Annotated in this window: 17 protein-coding genes; 5 read left to right on the top strand and 12 right to left on the bottom strand. The window is 69.8% G+C overall.

Annotated elements, in window-relative coordinates:
* The first annotated feature begins 3 nt into the window (after positions 1 to 3).
* The gene (locus tag ABFX81_RS08145) at positions 4 to 1,185 is read left to right on the top strand and encodes an FtsX-like permease family protein (protein ID WP_086839345.1); all 1,182 of its coding nucleotides are present in this window, start codon (positions 4 to 6) and stop codon (positions 1,183 to 1,185) included.
* A 105-nt stretch (positions 1,186 to 1,290) separates the two neighbouring features.
* Here the strand turns inward: ABFX81_RS08145 and ABFX81_RS08150 are convergent, their stop codons facing one another.
* Positions 1,291 to 1,650 (bottom strand): hypothetical protein, encoded by a 360-nt coding sequence (locus ABFX81_RS08150; RefSeq protein ID WP_086839329.1) that lies wholly within the window; start codon positions 1,648 to 1,650, stop codon positions 1,291 to 1,293.
* 290 nt (positions 1,651 to 1,940) lie between these two features.
* On the opposite strand from ABFX81_RS08150, the gene ABFX81_RS08155 reads away from it, so the two are divergent.
* Complete coding sequence (locus tag ABFX81_RS08155) at positions 1,941 to 3,575, top strand: ATP-binding protein (protein WP_086839331.1); 1,635 nt, start codon at positions 1,941 to 1,943, stop codon at positions 3,573 to 3,575.
* A 10-nt stretch (positions 3,576 to 3,585) separates the two neighbouring features.
* Here the strand turns inward: ABFX81_RS08155 and ABFX81_RS08160 are convergent, their stop codons facing one another.
* The 5 genes from ABFX81_RS08160 to clpB all read right to left on the bottom strand — a co-directional run bounded on the left by ABFX81_RS08160 (position 3,586) and on the right by clpB (position 9,953).
* Positions 3,586 to 4,305 carry a response regulator gene (locus ABFX81_RS08160; protein ID WP_086839333.1) on the bottom strand — a complete coding sequence of 240 codons (720 nt, stop codon included), beginning with the start codon at positions 4,303 to 4,305 and terminating at the stop codon, positions 3,586 to 3,588.
* A 363-nt stretch (positions 4,306 to 4,668) separates the two neighbouring features.
* The gene (locus ABFX81_RS08165) at positions 4,669 to 5,196 is read right to left on the bottom strand and encodes a YbjN domain-containing protein (RefSeq protein WP_010032094.1); all 528 of its coding nucleotides are present in this window, start codon (positions 5,194 to 5,196) and stop codon (positions 4,669 to 4,671) included.
* 148 nt (positions 5,197 to 5,344) lie between these two features.
* Positions 5,345 to 6,049 carry a peptidase inhibitor family I36 protein gene (locus tag ABFX81_RS08170; RefSeq protein ID WP_086839335.1) on the bottom strand — a complete coding sequence of 235 codons (705 nt, stop codon included), beginning with the start codon at positions 6,047 to 6,049 and terminating at the stop codon, positions 5,345 to 5,347.
* 47 nt (positions 6,050 to 6,096) lie between these two features.
* Positions 6,097 to 6,624 (bottom strand): hypothetical protein, encoded by a 528-nt coding sequence (locus ABFX81_RS08175; RefSeq protein ID WP_086839337.1) that lies wholly within the window; start codon positions 6,622 to 6,624, stop codon positions 6,097 to 6,099.
* Between the two features lie 731 nt (positions 6,625 to 7,355).
* Positions 7,356 to 9,953, bottom strand: coding sequence for an ATP-dependent chaperone ClpB (gene clpB / locus ABFX81_RS08180; RefSeq protein WP_086839339.1), 2,598 nt, complete (start codon positions 9,951 to 9,953; stop codon positions 7,356 to 7,358).
* Between the two features lie 104 nt (positions 9,954 to 10,057).
* Between clpB and ABFX81_RS08185 the strand changes: the two genes are divergently transcribed.
* Positions 10,058 to 10,474 (top strand): TIGR03618 family F420-dependent PPOX class oxidoreductase, encoded by a 417-nt coding sequence (locus tag ABFX81_RS08185; protein ID WP_086839341.1) that lies wholly within the window; start codon positions 10,058 to 10,060, stop codon positions 10,472 to 10,474.
* A gap of 191 nt (positions 10,475 to 10,665) precedes the next feature.
* Here ABFX81_RS08185 and ABFX81_RS08190 read toward each other — a convergent pair whose 3' ends face one another.
* Both ABFX81_RS08190 and ABFX81_RS08195 read right to left on the bottom strand, forming a co-directional pair.
* On the bottom strand, positions 10,666 to 11,001 hold the full coding sequence (locus ABFX81_RS08190) for a Rieske (2Fe-2S) protein (RefSeq protein WP_086604769.1): 336 nt from the start codon (positions 10,999 to 11,001) through the stop codon (positions 10,666 to 10,668).
* 1 nt (position 11,002) lies between these two features.
* Positions 11,003 to 11,200, bottom strand: coding sequence for a hypothetical protein (locus ABFX81_RS08195; protein ID WP_346137839.1), 198 nt, complete (start codon positions 11,198 to 11,200; stop codon positions 11,003 to 11,005).
* 104 nt (positions 11,201 to 11,304) lie between these two features.
* Between ABFX81_RS08195 and ABFX81_RS08200 the strand changes: the two genes are divergently transcribed.
* Together ABFX81_RS08200 and ABFX81_RS08205 are read left to right on the top strand one after the other, a co-directional pair.
* Positions 11,305 to 12,327, top strand: coding sequence for a helix-turn-helix transcriptional regulator (locus ABFX81_RS08200; RefSeq protein ID WP_346137840.1), 1,023 nt, complete (start codon positions 11,305 to 11,307; stop codon positions 12,325 to 12,327).
* Positions 12,324 to 13,310: a helix-turn-helix transcriptional regulator gene (locus ABFX81_RS08205; RefSeq protein WP_346137841.1), complete on the top strand. Its 987-nt coding sequence runs from the start codon at positions 12,324 to 12,326 to the stop codon at positions 13,308 to 13,310. Before ABFX81_RS08200 ends, ABFX81_RS08205 begins: the two co-directional genes overlap by 4 nt.
* On the opposite strand, the gene ABFX81_RS08210 is transcribed toward ABFX81_RS08205, so the two are convergent.
* From ABFX81_RS08210 to dnaJ, 4 genes are all read right to left on the bottom strand, one after another.
* Positions 13,273 to 14,316, bottom strand: coding sequence for a helix-turn-helix transcriptional regulator (locus tag ABFX81_RS08210; protein WP_346137842.1), 1,044 nt, complete (start codon positions 14,314 to 14,316; stop codon positions 13,273 to 13,275). The genes ABFX81_RS08205 and ABFX81_RS08210 overlap by 38 nt on opposite strands.
* A gap of 268 nt (positions 14,317 to 14,584) precedes the next feature.
* Entirely contained in the window at positions 14,585 to 15,694 is a 1,110-nt protein-coding gene (locus ABFX81_RS08215) for a sugar ABC transporter substrate-binding protein (protein WP_346137843.1), read from the bottom strand.
* A gap of 269 nt (positions 15,695 to 15,963) precedes the next feature.
* Positions 15,964 to 16,416: a heat shock protein transcriptional repressor HspR gene (locus ABFX81_RS08220; protein WP_086844021.1), complete on the bottom strand. Its 453-nt coding sequence runs from the start codon at positions 16,414 to 16,416 to the stop codon at positions 15,964 to 15,966.
* A gap of 5 nt (positions 16,417 to 16,421) precedes the next feature.
* Positions 16,422 to 17,603, bottom strand: coding sequence for a molecular chaperone DnaJ (gene dnaJ, locus ABFX81_RS08225; protein ID WP_086844019.1), 1,182 nt, complete (start codon positions 17,601 to 17,603; stop codon positions 16,422 to 16,424).
* Positions 17,604 to 17,639 lie beyond the last annotated feature (36 nt).

Consider the following 17,639-nt stretch of genomic DNA (forward strand, 5'->3'; position numbering starts at 1 on the left):
GGGCTGCGGGCCGCCCGCCTCGGTCCCCGGGACATCGTGCGACTCGGCGGGACCGGGCTGCGGACTCGTCCCCTGCGGGTCTTCCTCTCCGCCCTCGGGATCGCCATCGGCGTCGCCGCCATGATCGCGGTGGTCGGGATCTCGGGCTCCGGCCGGGCGGAGGTGGACCGCCGGCTCGACGCGCTCGGCACCAACCTGCTGCGGGCCGCCCCCGGCGACGCACTCGACGGCACCGAGGCCAAGCTGCCCCACGAGGCCGTCGCGATGATCGGCCGCATCCCGCCCGTGCGGCAGGTCGCCGCCACCGGCGCGACCGCCGCGCACATCTACCGCAATGAGCACATCGCCATCGGTCGCACCGGCTCCCTCGAGGTCCTCGCGGCCGACAGGGACCTGCTGCCGGCAGTCGGCGGCCACGTCCGCCGGGGCCGCTGGCTGGATTCCGCGACCGAGAAGTACCCGGCGGTCGTGCTCGGCTCCACGGCCGCGGGGCGGCTCGACGTGTACACCCCGGGGACCCGGGTCTGGCTCGGAGGCCGCTGGTTCTCCCTCGTCGGCGTCCTCGATCCCGTACCGCTCGCGCCGGAGCTCGACAGCGCGGCGTTGGTCGGCTGGCCGGCGGCCCGGACGTACCTGCGCTTCGACGGCCATCCGTCGACGGTCTATGTCCGCGCCGAGGACAGCCAGGTCGCGGAGGTACGGGCCGTGCTGCCGGCCACGGCGTACCCGGAGAAACCGGGCCAGGTCCGCATCTCCCGGCCCTCCGACGCCCTCGCCGCCCGCGAGGCCACCGAGTCGGCGCTGACCGGGCTGCTGCTCGGCCTCGGTGGCGTGGCCCTGCTCGTCGGCGGCGTGGGGGTCGGCAACACGATGGTCATCTCGGTGCTGGAGCGGCGCCCGGAGATCGGCCTGCGCCGGGCGCTGGGGGCGACCCGCGGCCAGATCAGGACCCAGTTCGTCACGGAGTCGCTGCTGCTGTCGCTCATCGGCGGCCTCGGGGGGACGGTGCTGGGGACCGCGATCACGGCGGCCTACGCCCTCAGCCGCGACTGGCCGACGGTCGTCCCGGTGTGGGCGAGTGCGGCGGGGATCGGCTGCACCCTCGTCATCGGCATGATCGCCGGGCTGTATCCGGCGGTACGGGCGAGCCGGCTGTCACCGACGGAGGCCCTGTCCGGCTCCTGAGCGGCCCGCCCGACGTACGGGTCAGGGGCGGCCTCGGTGAGACCGCCCCTGACGCACGATGAATCCGGCCTGGTCAGCACTCCCGCGGGAGTGCCGGCGGGCGTACTAGAAGCCGCAGTAGTTGAGACTGCCGCCGTCGTTCAGCAGGTCGTCGCGGACCCAGCCGGTCGTACCGGTGGTGTCGTTCCGGAGGTACGTCCAGGTCTCGCTGGTGTTTCCGATGCGCGTGTAGCAGTGGTAGTCCAGGTTGTGGGTGTTGTAGGCGATGCCGAGGATGGCGCAGCCGGTGCTGGAGCCGCTTCTCTGGTTGGCGCCGTTGGCCGTCCTGTCCCAGGAGCTGCTGTCCATGTCGGAGGCGGTCCTGCCGCAGGACGCGGCGGCGGAGGCCGGGGTGGAGAGGGCGAGCGGGACGGCCATGGCCACCGCCGCAAGGGCAGGTACGACAGCCGCGAGTCGACGCTTCATTTCTTACCCCCACGAATCCTTTTTCTGTTGGCACTGCTTCCCCGGGCACCGTTTTCGTGCCTGAGCAAAACAGCCACCACTGCATCAATCGGTGTGCAAGTGGCGTCAGTACAATCGCAGTCACAAAAATCCTGAAGAAATAATTCCGCCCGCAACTGTCCAGTTCTCGTCGACGGGGGACCGAAAATGTCACGAGCGAAAATGCGCCGCTCTCCAGCCTTTTTGGCCCGAGCCGCACCCTTGACGAGCATCCGACGCCCGCACCTCACGACTCCCAGTGGTGGCACGCGATGAGCTTCCGGCTCCGGGTACTCGGCCTCCTGATGCTGGTCGCGATGACCGCCACCGCCGCCACCGCCTGGCTGACCCTGCGTCAGGCGAACCGCCAGGTCCAGGAGAGTGTCGCCGCGGGACGGCAGGAGGTCTCCCGGATCACCGGCGAGCTCCGCGCGTACGGGGTCGCGCACGGCACCTGGGAGGGCCTCTCACCGACGGTGAGCCGCCTCGCCAAGGACACCGGCCAGCGCATCCGGGTCGCCACCGAGAACGACGTCCTGCTCGCCGATTCCGACGCGCTCCAGGGCCGTGCCCCCCGCCCGGTGAGCAGCCAGCCGCCGGTGCTGGTCGACCCGCGTCCCCTCCTGCGGATCCCCGCGGGACAGATACCGCGGACCTCGATGAAGCTGACGGCGACAGCCATCGCCCAGTACCGCGCCGAAGCGGCCTACGCGGCCTGTCTGACCCGGGCGGGGGCCAAGGTGACGGCCCGGCCGGACGACACCGGCGTGCCGCGGATCCGCACGGAGCACCGGCCGAAACAGTGCAGGGAGCCGACAGGCGAACCGGATCCGCGGACTTCGCAGGACCTCGAGGCGATCAGGACGTGCGAGTCCGAGCAGCGGTTCATCACCTGCCTGCAACGGGTGTTCAACGAGCGCGTGGGCTCCGCCGCCCCGCCACGCCTGGAGATCCGTCTCGGCGTCCGGGACGAGTCCCCGCCCACTCTGGCCGCGGCCCCCACGGTGGCCGTCGCCGGGGGCGTCGCCCTCGCCGCCGTGGTGGGCGCCCTGCTCCTGAGCCGGGCCGTGCTGCGCCCGGTCCGTGCCATGACCCTGGCCGCCGGGGGGCTGGGCGAGGGAGACCTGGGGCGGCGGGTCCCCGTCTCCGGGCGGGACGAGATCGCCCAGCTCGGCCGTGCCTTCAACCGGATGGCAGACTCCATACAGGCTGGCGAGGAACGCCAGCGCCGCCTCACCGGTGACATCGCCCACGAGCTGCGCACCCCGCTGGCCAATCTGCGCGGCTATCTGGAGGCCCTGCGGGACGGGATCGTGGAACCGACCCCCGAGCTGCTCGACTCCCTCCACGAGGAGGCACTGCTGCAGCAGCGGATCGTGGACGACCTGCAGGTTCTCGCGCTGGCCGAGGCCGGTGCGCTCACCTACCACCGCGCGAGCGTCGACCTGCGCGAGCTCCTCGAAGCCGCCGGCACGGCCCACCGCGCCCAGGCCGACGCGGCGGGTGTCGCGCTGAGGCTGGAGGCGCCGCAACCTGTGTACGTCGTCGCCGACGCCGACCGTCTGCGTCAGGTCGTCGGCAATCTGGTCGGCAACGCCCTGAGGGCCACGGCACCGGGCGGCACGGTGACGCTCGCCCTGGTCCGGAGCGGCGATCTTGCGGTCATTCAGGTGCGGGACACCGGCAAGGGCATACCCGCCGAGGACCTGCCGCATCTCTTCAACCGCTTCTGGCGGGCGGACGCCGCACGGGGCCGCGCCACCGGAGGGAGTGGCCTGGGGCTGTCCATCGCCCGCCAGATCGTGACCGATCACCAGGGGACGATCGACGTGGAGAGCGCCGTCGGCGTCGGTACGACCTTCACCGTCACGCTCTCCACGGTCCGGCCGCCGGCCGACGCCGACTGATCAACCCCGGTCAGGATCCAGGGAGCGCTCGGGTGGGGGCCGAGCTGTCCAGCAGGCGGTACCCCCGGCCGTACACGGTCTCCAGATGGCGTGGCCGGGCCGGGTCGTCCCCCAGCTTCCGGCGCAGGTTGCGCACATGGGCGTCCACCGTGCGCTCGAGTACGTCGCTGTCGAAGCCGAAGGCGCACTCGATGATCTGGGCCCGGGTGAACACCCGCCCCGGCTTGCGGGCCAGAGCCTCCAGGATCGAGAACTCCTTGGAGGTCAGCGCCACCGGACGGCCCGCCACCCGGACCTCGAAGCGTGCGGTGTCCAGTTCGACCGCGCCGACCCGCAGCACCTCGCTCCCGGCCGCGCCGCCTTTCCTGGAGCGCCGCAGCAGCGCCCGTACCCGCGCGGTGAGTTCGCGGGGACTGTAGGGCTTGGTGAGGTAGTCGTCGGCCCCCAGATCGAGGCCGAGAAGCATGTCCTCCTCGGTGCTGCGGGCGGTCAGCAGCAGAATCGGCACCTCGGAGGCCTCGGCACGCAGAATGCGGCATATGTCGAGGCCGTCGACGAGCGGCAGCATCACATCGAGAACGATGAGATCCAGCCCCGTCGAACGCGCCCGTTCCAGCGCTGTCCTGCCGTCGGCCACGACCTGCACGGCGTAGCCTTCCCGTTCCAGATAAATCCGAATGAGACGAGATTGTTTTCCGTCGTCTTCGGCGACCAGGATGCGCGCGCTCAACGATTCTCCTCAGCCAGGCCCGGCATGATTCCAACACCGTTGATACCAACGCGCCCCCGGAATTCCCGCCTCCGGGAAAACAAATGCGGAGTGGTGATCACCTGGTCGTCGGAGGCCGGGAGCAGCTCCTCCAGGGCCCTGGGCTGCCTCATGAGCCGGTCGGGACGAGGCCGCGCCGGCCGGCGTTCTCGGGAAGCCGCCTGATCCGCCTGCCGTCGGGGCTTTCGCCGGTGGCTCGGTCCCGGGCAACGTCCACCATGCCTGGGCGTTGACGGGCCCCAGAAAAGGCGTACGGCGCGTACAGCACGTACCTGCTCTGCTCGTACGCGCCGACGCGCCGCTGGGGGCGGGGCCTGCTGGGGCCTACTCCTCGTCCTCGGGCTTCTCCGCCTCGTTGATCTCCTCCTCGAGACCGAGCTGTTCGATGAGCCACTTGTCGAACTCGATCGCGGCCCGCACCCAGCTGACCGTCGAGGAGACGAAGTGCTCCAGGCTCACACCCATGCCGATCAGCATCTGGGCCTCGCCGATCAGGCGGACCGTGCCGTCGTCGTGGGTGTGGCTGTAGACCTTGGGCCACAGGGTGCGGCGGTTCCAGTCGTCGATGGACTCAAGGATCTGCGGCTTGGCCTCGATCTCGTGAGGCCGGTCGTAGAACGTCCGCACGGAGAAGACCTGCTGGTCTCCCTCACCCCGGAACATGAAGTAGGTGCGGAACTGCTCCCACGGCGCCGCGAGGTCTCCCTCGTCGTCGACGACGTACTTGAGCTCCATCTGGTCGAGGAGCTGCTTCACGAGGTCCTGATCCGGGACGACGGGGCCCGCCGGTCCTTGCGGCTGCGGCTCGGGCTGGCCCCCGAAGTTCGGAATCGAGGACGGGTCGATGGTCACCGTGATTTTCCCTTCGTACGGATCCCGCCATCCTCCCCCATGCGGGGAGGGGGGTGGCAACCCCAAACGGGCCCGTCAGCCCTCGGCTGACAGGATCCGGCCGGTCGGGGGATGCACCGGGTACCTCCCCGGAGCCTTCGGGCACCTGTCAGTTGCGCCGGACCTCGAAGATGTCGACCTTGTTGTTCCAGTGCCCGCCACCCGGGTAGTCGAGGTTGGTGAAGTCGGACCAGCCGCCCGGCGGGTCGAGCCGCCGGACCCGGTCCTCGACGGGCCAGGAGCGCAGGTCGGTGATCTTCGCGTCCCCGTAGTTCAGCGAGTAGCGGCCGACCCAGTAGTAGACGGCGCTCAACTTGTCCCGGCAGCCCCACTCCGCGAGGTCCTTCTTCCCGTCGGAGTACAGCCGGAGGAGCCTGCCCTTGTAGCCGACCTTCATGTACAGGCACCAGTAGTCGGCGACGCAGCGGGCGGGCGGCGCGGCGGCCGCGCGGGCCCCGGCGGGAGCGGCGGCGGCGGCCTTCAGCGTCTGCTCGCGGATCTCGGCGGGCAGCTCGGGGTCGGCCAGCGCCTCGGCGTCCGAGTCGTAGCAGTGCACCTCACCGCTGGGCAGTTCGGTGCAGCTCTCGGCGCCCTCCCACGACTCGGCGAGGTTGATCTCCCGCCCGTTGTACTCGGCGATCACGGGGTTCGCCGGTGCCTCGTCCGCCGGCGTGGCGGTGGGCGACGGCTCGGCGGTGACCGACGGTTCGGCGGTGGGCTCCTCGCCCGCGTGCACCGCCGTGCCGCCGGTGAGCACCAGCACGGTGGCGGAGGCGGTGGCGACGAGGGCGGCCGTCAGCGATCTGCGTATCACGTCTGTTCTCCTGAGCGGTGTCCTTGACGGGTGGCGGGTTCCGACGGTCAGCCGTGGACCAGCCTGGTGCCCTCGAGCTCCTGGGTGATGGCGCCCTTGCCGTCGCCCTCGACGTCGTAGACGACCGTGGCGTCCGACGACCACCACAGCTCACCGTCGTAGGTGGTGGGCGGGGCGACGCAGGTGTTCTCCGGGGCGTCGTAGGACCAGGCGTAGTTGTTGTTGACGATCTCGGTCATGTCGCACGTCTTCTTGGTGACGATGTGGTCCTCGCTGGTCTTGGTGAGGCGCTCCTCGATCCGTGTCGTGATCTTGAAGCTGGTGAACCGCTTGGAGCCGTCGATCACCTGGTCGACGCCGAGCTGCCAGTAGACGACCGACTTCCCGGTCATGTTGCCGTTCGACGTCGTGTTAGCGCCGGTGTTCTCCACGTAGTAGGTCGTCTGCGGCTTCTGGCCGGGGAAGACGACGTCGAACTGGGAAGAGGCCGTCCAGGCGGCCGCCGGGCCGGCCAGCAGCACGCCGAGCGCGACGGCGGACGTGGTGAGACCGGCTGCGGTCAGGATCTTGCGCATGGGCATTCCTTCTGGGCTGGAGTGGGTGCACGCGAGGGCCGGGCAGGGCGCCGGCCGGGGGCTGGTCACCGGTGCGGACGGAATGTCGGCCCGGTGGACCGGAAACGCGTTCTCGCAGAAGCGGGAGAGGGTGCGGGAGCCGCCGCTGTACCGGCGCGTGCCGCGATGTGCTCTCTCCCCGTCAGCGGACAGGTGGCGGCGTGAAGGCGCGCAGGATGACGTGCATGGCTGAATCCCCCCGTGAATGGTCAGCGCCCCAGGCCGGACTGGTCAGGTCCACTTCACTGGGCGCCCGGTCACTCTAGGCACAGCGGCAACACGCCGACAGAGGGCCGAGCAGGCGTGGCCGAGAACCGCTCCGTGAACGGAATCGACGACCAGATACGAAAAGTCGTTCGACTCATGCCGGACATGGTGAAGACGCCGTGAAGCGGAAGGGTGCGGAGTGTGCGGATGGGGCACCGAGTTGGCCGAATACCGCGTGCACCGAGGAGGCGTGGGCGGACCCCGCTGCACGGCGTGTGGCTGCTGCTGTTCGCCGCCGGCCGCGGCGGCCCAGGCCGGCTCCACGGCATGACACCGAGGCCTGGGCGGCCCCCGCACCGCATGACACCGAGGCCTGGGCGGCCCCCGCCCGGCATGGCGCCGGGGAGCAGCTCGTGGAGCACGGCATGCGGCGGCCCGCCCCGGAAGTGCGGGGCGGGCCGCCGCCAGGGTGCCTGAGCGGCCGGTCAGAGGGTCTTGGCGGCCGCCGGTCCCACGAGCAGTTCGTCGCCGAAACGGTCGACGCGGACCGTGTCGCCGTCCTTGATCTCGCCGGAGAGGATCTCCTTGGCGAGCCGGTCGCCGATGGCGGTCTGGACGAGGCGGCGCAGCGGGCGGGCGCCGTACGCCGGGTCCATGCCCTCCTCCGCGAGCCAGGCCAGGGCCTCGGGCGTGATGTCCAGGGTGAGGCGCCGCTCGGCGAGGCGCTTGGCCAGGCGCTCGATCTGGAGCCTGGCGATGCGCTCCAGCTCGGGCTTGGTCAGGGCGGCGAAGACGACCAGGTCGTCCAGGCGGTTGAGGAACTCCGGCTTGAAGGAGGTCCGCACCACCTCCAGCACCTGTTCCTTCTTCTCCGCCTCACTGGTGAGCGGGTCGACCAGGAACTGGCTGCCCAGGTTCGACGTCAGCACCAGGATGGTGTTGCGGAAGTCGACCGTGCGGCCCTGCCCGTCCGTGAGACGCCCGTCGTCGAGCACCTGGAGCAGGATGTCGAAGACCTCGGGGTGGGCCTTCTCCACCTCGTCCAGCAGGACGACGGAGTACGGACGGCGGCGCACCGCCTCCGTGAGCTGGCCGCCCTCCTCGTAACCGACGTATCCGGGCGGGGCGCCGACCAGCCGGGCCACGCTGTGCTTCTCGCTGTACTCCGACATGTCGATGCGGACCATCGCCCGCTCGTCGTCGAAGAGGAAGTCGGCGAGGGCCTTGGCCAGTTCCGTCTTGCCGACACCGGTCGGGCCGAGGAAGAGGAAGGAGCCGGTGGGGCGGTCGGGGTCGGAGATCCCGGCACGGGACCGCCGTACGGCGTCGCTGACCGCCCGCACGGCCTCCGTCTGGCCGATGAGCCGCTTGCCGAGCTCGTCCTCCATGCGCAGCAGCTTCTGCGTCTCGCCCTCCAGCAGCCGCCCGGCGGGGATGCCGGTCCAGGAGGCGACGACGTCGGCGATGTCGTCGGCGCCGACCTCCTCCTTGACCATGGTGTCCGTGGCGACCTCCTCCTCGGCCTCGGAGGCGGCCTCCAGTTCCTTCTCCAGGGCGGGGATCTCGCCGTAGAGCAGCTTGGAGGCGGTGTCGAAGTCGCCGTCCCGCTGGGCGCGTTCGGCCTGGCCGCGCAGTTCGTCGAGGCGTTCCTTCAGCTCACCGACGCGGTTGAGGGACTGCTTCTCCTTCTCCCAGCGGGCGGTGAGGCCGCGCAGCTCCTCCTCCTTGTCGGCGAGGTCGCGGCGCAGCTTCTCCAGACGCTCGCGGGAGGCCGCGTCGGTCTCCTTGCCGATCGCCAGCTCCTCCATCTTCAGCCGGTCGACGCCGCGCTGGAGTTCGTCGATCTCGACAGGGGACGAGTCGATCTCCATCCGCAGCCGGGAGGCCGCCTCGTCGACGAGGTCGATGGCCTTGTCGGGCAGGAAGCGGGAGGTGATGTACCGGTCGGAGAGGGTGGCGGCGGCGACCAGCGCGCTGTCGGCGATCTGCACCTTGTGGTGGGCCTCGTAGCGGCCCTTGAGCCCGCGCAGGATCGCGATGGAGTCCTCGACGCTCGGCTCGGCGACCAGCACCTGCTGGAAGCGCCGCTCCAGGGCGGCGTCCTTCTCGATCCGCTCGCGGTACTCGTCGAGGGTCGTGGCGCCCACCATGCGCAGCTCACCGCGCGCGAGCATGGGCTTCAGCATGTTCCCGGCGTCCATGGCGGAGTCGCCGCCGGCACCGGCCCCCACGACGGTGTGCAGCTCGTCGATGAAGGTGATGATCTGCCCGTCGGAGTCCTTGATCTCGGCGAGGACGGTCTTCAGCCGCTCCTCGAACTCGCCCCGGTACTTCGCCCCGGCGACCATGGCCCCCAGATCGAGCGCGACGAGCCGCTTGTCCTTGAGGGACTCCGGCACGTCCCCCTTGACGATCCGCTGGGCGAGCCCTTCGACGACGGCGGTCTTGCCGACCCCGGGCTCACCGATGAGCACGGGGTTGTTCTTGGTACGGCGGGACAGCACCTGCACCACGCGCCGGATCTCCTGGTCCCGCCCGATGACGGGATCGAGCTTTCCTTCCCGCGCGGCGGCGGTGAAGTCCGTGCCGAACTTCTCCAGGGCCTTGTACTGGCCCTCGGGGTCGGCCGTGGTCACCCGGCGCGCTCCCCGCGTCTTCTGGAAGGCGTCCTGGAGCTTCCTGGCGTCGGCGCCCTGCTGGGACAGCACCTCGCCGGCCGCGCCGCCCTTCGCGGCGATGCCGATGAGGAGGTGCTCCGTGGAGAGGTACTCGTCCCCCAGGTCCTTGGCGCGGGCCTGCGCGTCGGCGACGACGGCGAGCATCTCGCGGTTGGGCTGGGGCGGCGCCACGGTGGATCCGGTCACACTGGGCAGCCCGGCGAGCACGCGCTCGGCTCCGGCGCGCACGGCCGCCTGGTCGGCGTCGACCGCGGCGAGCAGATCGGTGATGTTCTCGTTGTCCTGTCCCTGGAGCAGCGCGAGAAGCAGGTGGGCGGGGGTGAGATCAGGGTGCCCCTCCGTGACGGCCCTGTTGCTGGCCGCGTTGATCGCGTCCCGGCTCCGGTTGGTCAGCTCGGCGTCCACGTTCGCGTTCTCCTCCTTGCACTGACCCGAACGACTTACACAAAGTTGAGTCTAGTCCACTCAAGGACCGTTCGGGGAGGGTCGCAGGGGTTAAGTTCCGGGGCATGGCGACCAAGTACTCCGTCGATCCCGGCGCTCCGGACGAGCCGTACCTCAGCTTCTGGCGGGAACGGCACGTGTGCACCCTGACGACTCCCCGCCCGGACGGCACTCCGCACGTGGTACCCGTCGGGGTCACATACGATCCTGCGGCCCGGCTCGCTCGGGTGATCACCAACAAGGCGAGCGCCAAGGCGCGGCACGTGCTGGCCGCCGGGGAACAGGGGGCGGCGGTCGCCGTCTGCCAGATGGAGGGCCGGCGCTGGGCGACACTGGAGGGCCGGGCCTTCGTCCGCACCGAGCCGGACCGGGTCGCGGAGGCGGTACGCCGCTACGCCGAGCGCTACGGACGGATGCCCTCGCCGAACCCAGCACGCGTGGTGATCGAGATCGAGCTGACGCGAGCGATGGGGCGAGGCTGATGCCGCGGCTGATGCCGAGGTTGGCCGAAGTGAAAATCCACACCGGTGATCGACTGGATCCGGCCACTGCGTGACTGCGGTGATAACCGGAAATGTCGCCAGAAACTGCAGCGGCGTCACCGTGTTCAGGTCACGGTGACGCCGCTGCGGGGGGAAGCACCTGAGCGATCTGTTACGACGGGGGAATCGCGTCAGGCACTGCGGGGGGTGGCAGAGATGGTCCTCGGGGCAGGAGAGTCGGCCTCCACCTGCTCGTGGTCCCTTTGGTCCAGGTTCACAAAGATCATTCCGTACCGTACGGCACACCGCACGGGCTGCGGCGCCCCCCGAGGCCGCCGCAGACACCGGTAAGCCCGTACGTCCTCGTCCTCGTCCCGCGTGACGACCACCGGCTCGCCGAAGACGGTCACCATCAACGAGTCACCGCTGTGGGGGATGGCGGTGACCAGGTCGATGAAGTGCCAGCCGGAGCGGTAGGCGGTGGCCATTTCGCGGCGGAAGGAGCGGTCGTCGGGTGGAGTGGTCACATCAACGCTCCGAGTCCGCGACGATCGCCGGCCAGTGACTGTCCGCCAGGACATTGCTCTCGGCATCGCTTGCGACGCTCTCAGGCCAATGGCTGTCCGCCCGGTTGTCACCCTTCACGTCGGAGTAACCACTCACTCCGATGAGCGCGACGGCGGAGAAGGCGGCAGCAAGCACCGAGCGAAGCAGTCTCTTGCGCATAGTCGGCTTCGTCCTCACTTGTGAGTCTCCTCTTCCCCCGTCAGATAAGACGATGGCTCATTCGAACACGTCATGGCCACACAATCGGTGCATCATGTTCCTGCATGTTCAGGACCCTGGGGGGTGGAGATTTCGTGGCAAATCAGACTAAGGCGGCGCATCCCCATGCGGTGACCGAACTGTGCGAGGAAGGTAACCGACTTTATGCGAATGCCCTGCGTGCGGGGCGAATCGCCCGCACAGACGTGGTCGACGCCCCTTGCTTGATGGAGTTGGCCCTTCTCCACCCGGACCCGGATGACGAGAACTTGCTGCGTCCGGTGCCGCCGGCGGTCGCTCTCGCCCAGCGTCTGCACCCCATCGAGCGCGACATCGCGGAACGCCGACGGCTGTCCATCACACTCGCCGAGGTGTTCGAGCCGTTCATGGCCCTCGGCGCCCAGGAGGCGGCGACCGACCACTCGATCACGGTGCTGGAGGGCGGCGACCGGATCAACGCGGCCCTCAACCTGGCCACGGCCCAGTGCCAGACCGAGATGCTCACCATCCAGCCCAGTGACGACCGCTTCTCCGAGCGCAGCCTCACCCAGGGACTCGGACGGGACAGAGCCATGATCGAGCGCGGCGTCCGGATCCGGACGCTCTACCAGCACACGGCGCGCCACAGCCCCCAGAAGCTGGCCTATGTCTCCCAACTCGCGAACGGCAAGGCGGAGTACCGCACCATCGACGAGGTGGTGGAACGTCTCATCGTCTGTGACGAGAGCGTCGCGTTCATTCCGGCCCGCGATGACCAGCAGGTCGCCCTGGAGCTCCGTCATCCCGGACTCGTCCGGTACCTGGTCAAGGTCTTCGAGTTCATGTGGAGCCGGTCCGTTCCACTGAGCGCCGGCGCCCCGTACGAACCGACGGCGGACGGCATCACGGACATCCAGTACTCCATTGCCAAACTGCTCGTGGAGGGGCACGTGGACGAGGCCATCGCCCGCCGCCTCGGCATGAACGTGCGCACGTGCCGGGCTCACATAGCCAAGCTCGCCGCCACTCTCGGCAGTGGCAGCCGTGCCCAACTCGGTTATCTCATCGCCCAGTCCGGGATCCTGGAACGTGAGGGAGCTGCCCAGTGACCTCGGCGCGGCATCCGCGGCACAGCGCGGAACAGCTGTGCTCGCAGGGAAGACAGCTGTACGAAGAGGCCCTGTGTCAGGGCGACTTGGCAACGGAGGCTGCCGACGCGGCCCCGTGCCTGATCGACTTGGGACTGCTCCGCCCCAGCGCCGACAGCCCGAGCCGATTAGAGCCGGTCGCGCCGGTCGTCGCTCTGCAGCAGCTCCTGCGTGCCTCGGAGGAGCAGATCGCCCGGCAACGGCGGCGCGAGGCACGGCTGACGGAGACATTCGACCCCCTCATGCGACTCGCCGGTTGTCCGGAGGCCACCGACACCCCGCTCCTCCGTACGCTCTCCGGCACGGAGCAGATCAACCGGGCCATCACCGAGGCCATGGCCGAAGCGTCCCGGGAGGTGCTCACGGTCCAGCCCCGTACCGGTCTCACCGGACGACGCGGTGAGGAATCCGACGCGATAGCGATGGTCCGGGACCAGGAGGTACTGGATCGCGGAGCACGTGCCCGGACCCTGTACCCGCACACACTGCGCCACTTCCCCAGCATCGCGGCCCGCCACGAGCGACTGGTGGGAGACGTCGAGGCCCGTAGCCTCGACGAGGTCACCGACCGGATGATCCTGATCGATGCTGCTGTCGCCTTCATCCCCGCGAACCCGGACGGCACCGTCGCCCTGGAGATCCGGCACCCGGCGATCGTCCGCCACCTCGCCACCACCTTCGACCGATTGTGGCGCCTGGCGACCCCCATGTACCCCGAGGCTGTCCCCCCGCCCTCCAGCAATGGCATCACCCCCCGCCAACGCGCCATAGCCGCCCTCCTCACCGAAGGCCACACCGACGCCGTCATCGCAGACCGGCTCGGCATGAACATCCGCACGGCCCGCGTCCACATCGCCAAGCTCGCCGCGACGCTGGGCAGCCAGAGCAGGGCCCAACTGGGCTATCTCATCGGGCAGTCCGGGATTCTTGACCAGGAAGGCTGAGGGTCGGGGAGGCAGCCGGCCGCGGAGGGCCGTCCAGGCCCACCTGGGCGATCCGCACACCCAACTGCGTACGGCTCGCCGCCCCCAGCGTCTCCGACAGCCGGGCGATGTGCGCCCGGCACGTCCGCACGCTTATCCCGAGCCGTTCCGCGATCACCGCGTCCTGGTGTCCCTCCGCCAGCAGCGCGGCGATGGACTGCTCGCGGTGGGAGATGCCCTCGATGCCGGTGTCGGGGAGCGGGGCGGTCAGCGGGATGGCCAGGCGCCAGAGCCGCTCGAACACCGTGACCAGGTACTCGACGATCGCCGGGTGCCGTAGCTCCAGGGCCATCGTGCGGTCGGTGTTGGCGGGGATGAAGGCCACCGTCCGGTCGAAGAGGATCAGCCGGTCGATCACCTCGTCCAGCGTGCGCGCCTCCACCGCGTCGCCCATCAGCTCCAGATAGTTCAGCAGCCCCTGCCCGTGCCGGGCGACATGCGTGTACAGGTCCCGCATCCGCACGCCACGGCCGCGCAGCGTCAGCGCCCGGTGCAGCCCCTCGGAGAGTTCCGCCTCGCGCCGGATGCCGCCGGGCTGCACCGTGAGCACCTCGGTCGTGCACGCCTGGGTCGCCTCGTCCATCGCGGCCTGGATCCGGGCGAGGCCGTCCAGCACCCGGATCGCCGAGCCCTCGCCCGCCGACGGGGCCTGCTGCACCTGACGCCCCAGCCCGGCGTACCACTCGAACGCCGCCACGGCCGAACCCACCCGCCGCTGGCTCGCGCTGACCTCGTCGTACATCCCGCGCAGCAGCCGGGTCATGACCTCCTGCGGGGAGGTCGGCACCAGCCAGTCCATGTCGTCGGGGTCCGGGTGCAGCAGGGCGAGTTCCAGCAGGCAGGGCACCGGATCCGCGTCCCGGCGCGCCACGCGGCCCCGCCGTACGGCCCGGGAGTACACACGATCCCCCGCCTCGCACAGTCGGTCAGCACCGTGAGGATGCTCCTCCGCCCCGTGCCCGGCCATCGCCCATCCCACCCCCGGTTTCGCCGTCCTTCGCAGCGCAACTATGCGCGGACGGGACCTGCTCCGCAACACGGCTCCCCGCGCCGCCCTCGCCGGAAACCACCGGTACACACCGGTATTTCCGCGCCTCAGCTCGTCGCGTTGCAGCAAATGGCCGGGGGGTGACCGAATCCCGCCGGAGGTCAGCCGGATCGCTCCGGTGCCGACCGGATCACTCCGGGGGTGAGGCGGAGGACTCCAAGGGGGCGGAAGACGGCGAACGGCGTGGTTACTTCAGGCCGATGGCCTCGCAAGCCGCCTCATACTTCGCCGTGCAGATGTCCGACAGCTTGTAGACGTCGTCGGCGACGACCGTGTCCTTGATGTTGGACTTCGTCAGGGCGACCACCGGCACGAGCTGGGCGGGGATGCCCTTGTGGGTGGGGCTGTCGACCTTGTCGCGGGTGAGGGCGGCGAACTGGATGTCGCGGCCCTGGACCCTGGCCACGGCCATCTCCGCGGCGTTCTCGGCCTCCTGCGGGTACGACTTGTACACGCTCATGTACTGCTCGCCGGCGATGATCCGCTGCACCGCCGGGAGCTCCGCGTCCTGGCCGGTGATCGGCGGCAGGTCGGTCACGCCCGCGGCCTCCAGCGCCTTGACGATGCCGCCGGCCATGCCGTCGTTGGCGGAGTACACCGCGTCGATGTTGTCCTTGCCGATCTTCTCGATCGCCTCGGCCATGTTGGCCTGCGCGTTCTCCGGCTTCCAGTCCTTGGTGTCGAAGGACTGGGCGATCGTCACCTTGCCGTTCAGCTCGGACATCGCACCGGCCTTGAACTGCTTGGCGTTCGGGTCCGTCGACGAGCCGTTCATCATGACGATCTTGTCGGCGAGGCTCGCCTTCTCGCCGATGGCCTCCAGCAGGGTGCGTCCCTGGACCTCGCCGACCAGTTCGTTGTCGAAGGAGATGTACGCGTCGATCGGGCCCTCGGCGAGCCGGTCGTAGGCGATGACCGGGATGCCGGCGTCCTTGGCCTTCGTCACTCCGTCGGCGATGGCGTGCGAGTCGACGGCGTCCAGCAGGATCACGTCGACCCGGTCGTCGATCATCTGCTGCAACTGGTCGGCCTGCTTGTCGGCGCTCGCCTCGGCGTTGGCGTACTCGACGCGGCCCCGGTCGTTGGTGAGGGACTCGACCTTCCTCTTGATGATGGGGTAGTCGAAGTTCTCGTACCGCGTGTTCGCCTTCTCCGGGAGCAGCAGGCCCACCGTGATGTCGTTGCCCTTCGTCGGGCTCGCGTCGTCACTGCTCCCGGTCGCGTTGAGCACGCCGCAGCCGGCGAGCGTGACGGACATCGCGGCCGCGGCCACGGATATGGAGATACGACGACGCATGCGGAGCTCACTTCGCGTGTGATTCGGACGTGGGCACACTTTGTGGCCCATGTGACTGAAAAGCCAACGCGGACGCGCCCCTCAGCGTCAAGCGGAACCACTTAACGAGATGACAACACCACGCTCCGCAGCAGTTGTGAAGACTCTGCGGAATCACCTCCAAGTGACTTGCATCATTCGGTCATCCACAGGAGGACCAGCGAAATCACCCAAGACATACGAAAAGGGCCGGGAGTGTCCTCCCGGCCCTTTTCGCAGGCGTACGCGCGTCAGTCCGACTGCTGCTGCCGCTTCGGCCGCCACACGACCAGCGCGCTGGTCTGCTGGACCTCCTGGTACGGCACCAGATCGCGGCGGTACGACGCGTGCACCGCCGCCTCGCGCTGCCGCATGGCCGCCGCCGCGCCGTCGAGCGCGTCCTCCAGCTCGGCCACCCGGGCCTGGAGCGCGGCGACCTGGTTCTCCAGTTCGATGATGCGCTTGATACCCGCCAGGTTGATGCCCTCGTCCTGCGACAACTGCTGGACGGTGCGCAGCAGTTGGATGTCCCGGGCCGAGTAGCGGCGGCCCCGGCCCGCGGTGCGGTCCGGAGACACCAGCCCCAGGCGGTCGTACTGGCGCAGGGTCTGCGGGTGCAGGCCGGACAGCTGGGCCGCCACCGAGATGACGTAGACCGGGGTCTCCTCGGTCAGTTCATACGGGTTGCGTCGACGACCGTCCATCTGACTCATGCTCCCTTCGCGGCCTGGAACAGCTCCGCCCGCGGATCCTCACCCGCGGTCGCCTCGCGATACGCCTCGAGCGCGTCACGAGCCTTCCCCGTCAGGTCCTTCGGGACACTCACCTCGACGGTGACCAGAAGGTCGCCGCGGGTGCCGTCCTTGCGGACCGCGCCCTTGCCCCGAGCGCGCATCGTACGGCCGTTCGGCGTGCCCGGGGGCAGCTTCAGCGTGACGGGCGGGCCGCCCAGCGTCGGCACCCGGACCTCGCCGCCGAGGGCCGCCTCGGCGAAGGTCACCGGGACGGTGACGGTGAGGTTGTCGTCCTTGCGGCCGAACACCGGGTGGGAGTCGACGTGCACGACCACGTACAGATCGCCCGCCGGGCCGCCGCGCTCGCCCGGCGCTCCCTTGCCGCGCAGCCGGATCCGCTGGCCGTCGCTGACGCCGGCGGGGATGCGCACCTGCATGGTCCGCGAGGACTTGGCCCGGCCGCTGCCCTTGCAGACCTCGCAGGCGTTCTCCGCGATCAGGCCGCGGCCCTTGCAGTCCGGGCAGGGGTCGGTGAGGGAGAAGCCACCGCCGCTGCCCCGGGCGACCTGCCCGGTGCCGACGCAGGTCGGACACACCCGCGGTGTGCCGTTCTTGTCGCCGGTGCCGGAACAGGCCTTGCAGGGCGACTGCGAGGACATCCGCAGCGGGACGGTCGCGCCCTCGATCGCCTCCGTGAAGCTCAGCGTGACCTCGGACTCGATGTCCTGGCCGCGCCGGGGGTGCGTGCGCGTCCCCGGGCCCGCGCCGCCACGGTTGAACAGGCCCCCGAAGACGTCACCGAGTCCACCGCCGAAACCGCCGGCTCCCTGGCCGCCGCCCGGGGCGCCTCCGAAGAGGTCGCCCAGGTCGAAGTTGAAGGAGCCGCCGCCCGCGCCGGGCCCCGGGCGGAAGCCGCCGTTGCCGAAGAGGGCGCGTGCCTCGTCGTACTCCTTGCGCTTCTTGGGATCGCCGAGGATGTCATTGGCCTCGGAGATCTCCTTGAAGCGCTCCTCCGCCTTGACGTTGCCCTTGTTGGCGTCCGGGTGGAACTCGCGGGCGAGCTTCCGGTACGCCTTCTTGATCTCGGCCTCGGTGGCGTCCTTGGGGACGCCGAGGACCTTGTAGTAGTCCTTCTCGATGAAGTCCTTGGTGCTCATCCTCGACGCCCCTCCTTCCCTTCGTCCGCTATGACG

It is taken from the genome of Streptomyces coeruleofuscus, from assembly GCF_039532725.1.
Classification (GTDB): Bacteria; Actinomycetota; Actinomycetes; order Streptomycetales; family Streptomycetaceae; genus Streptomyces; species Streptomyces coeruleofuscus.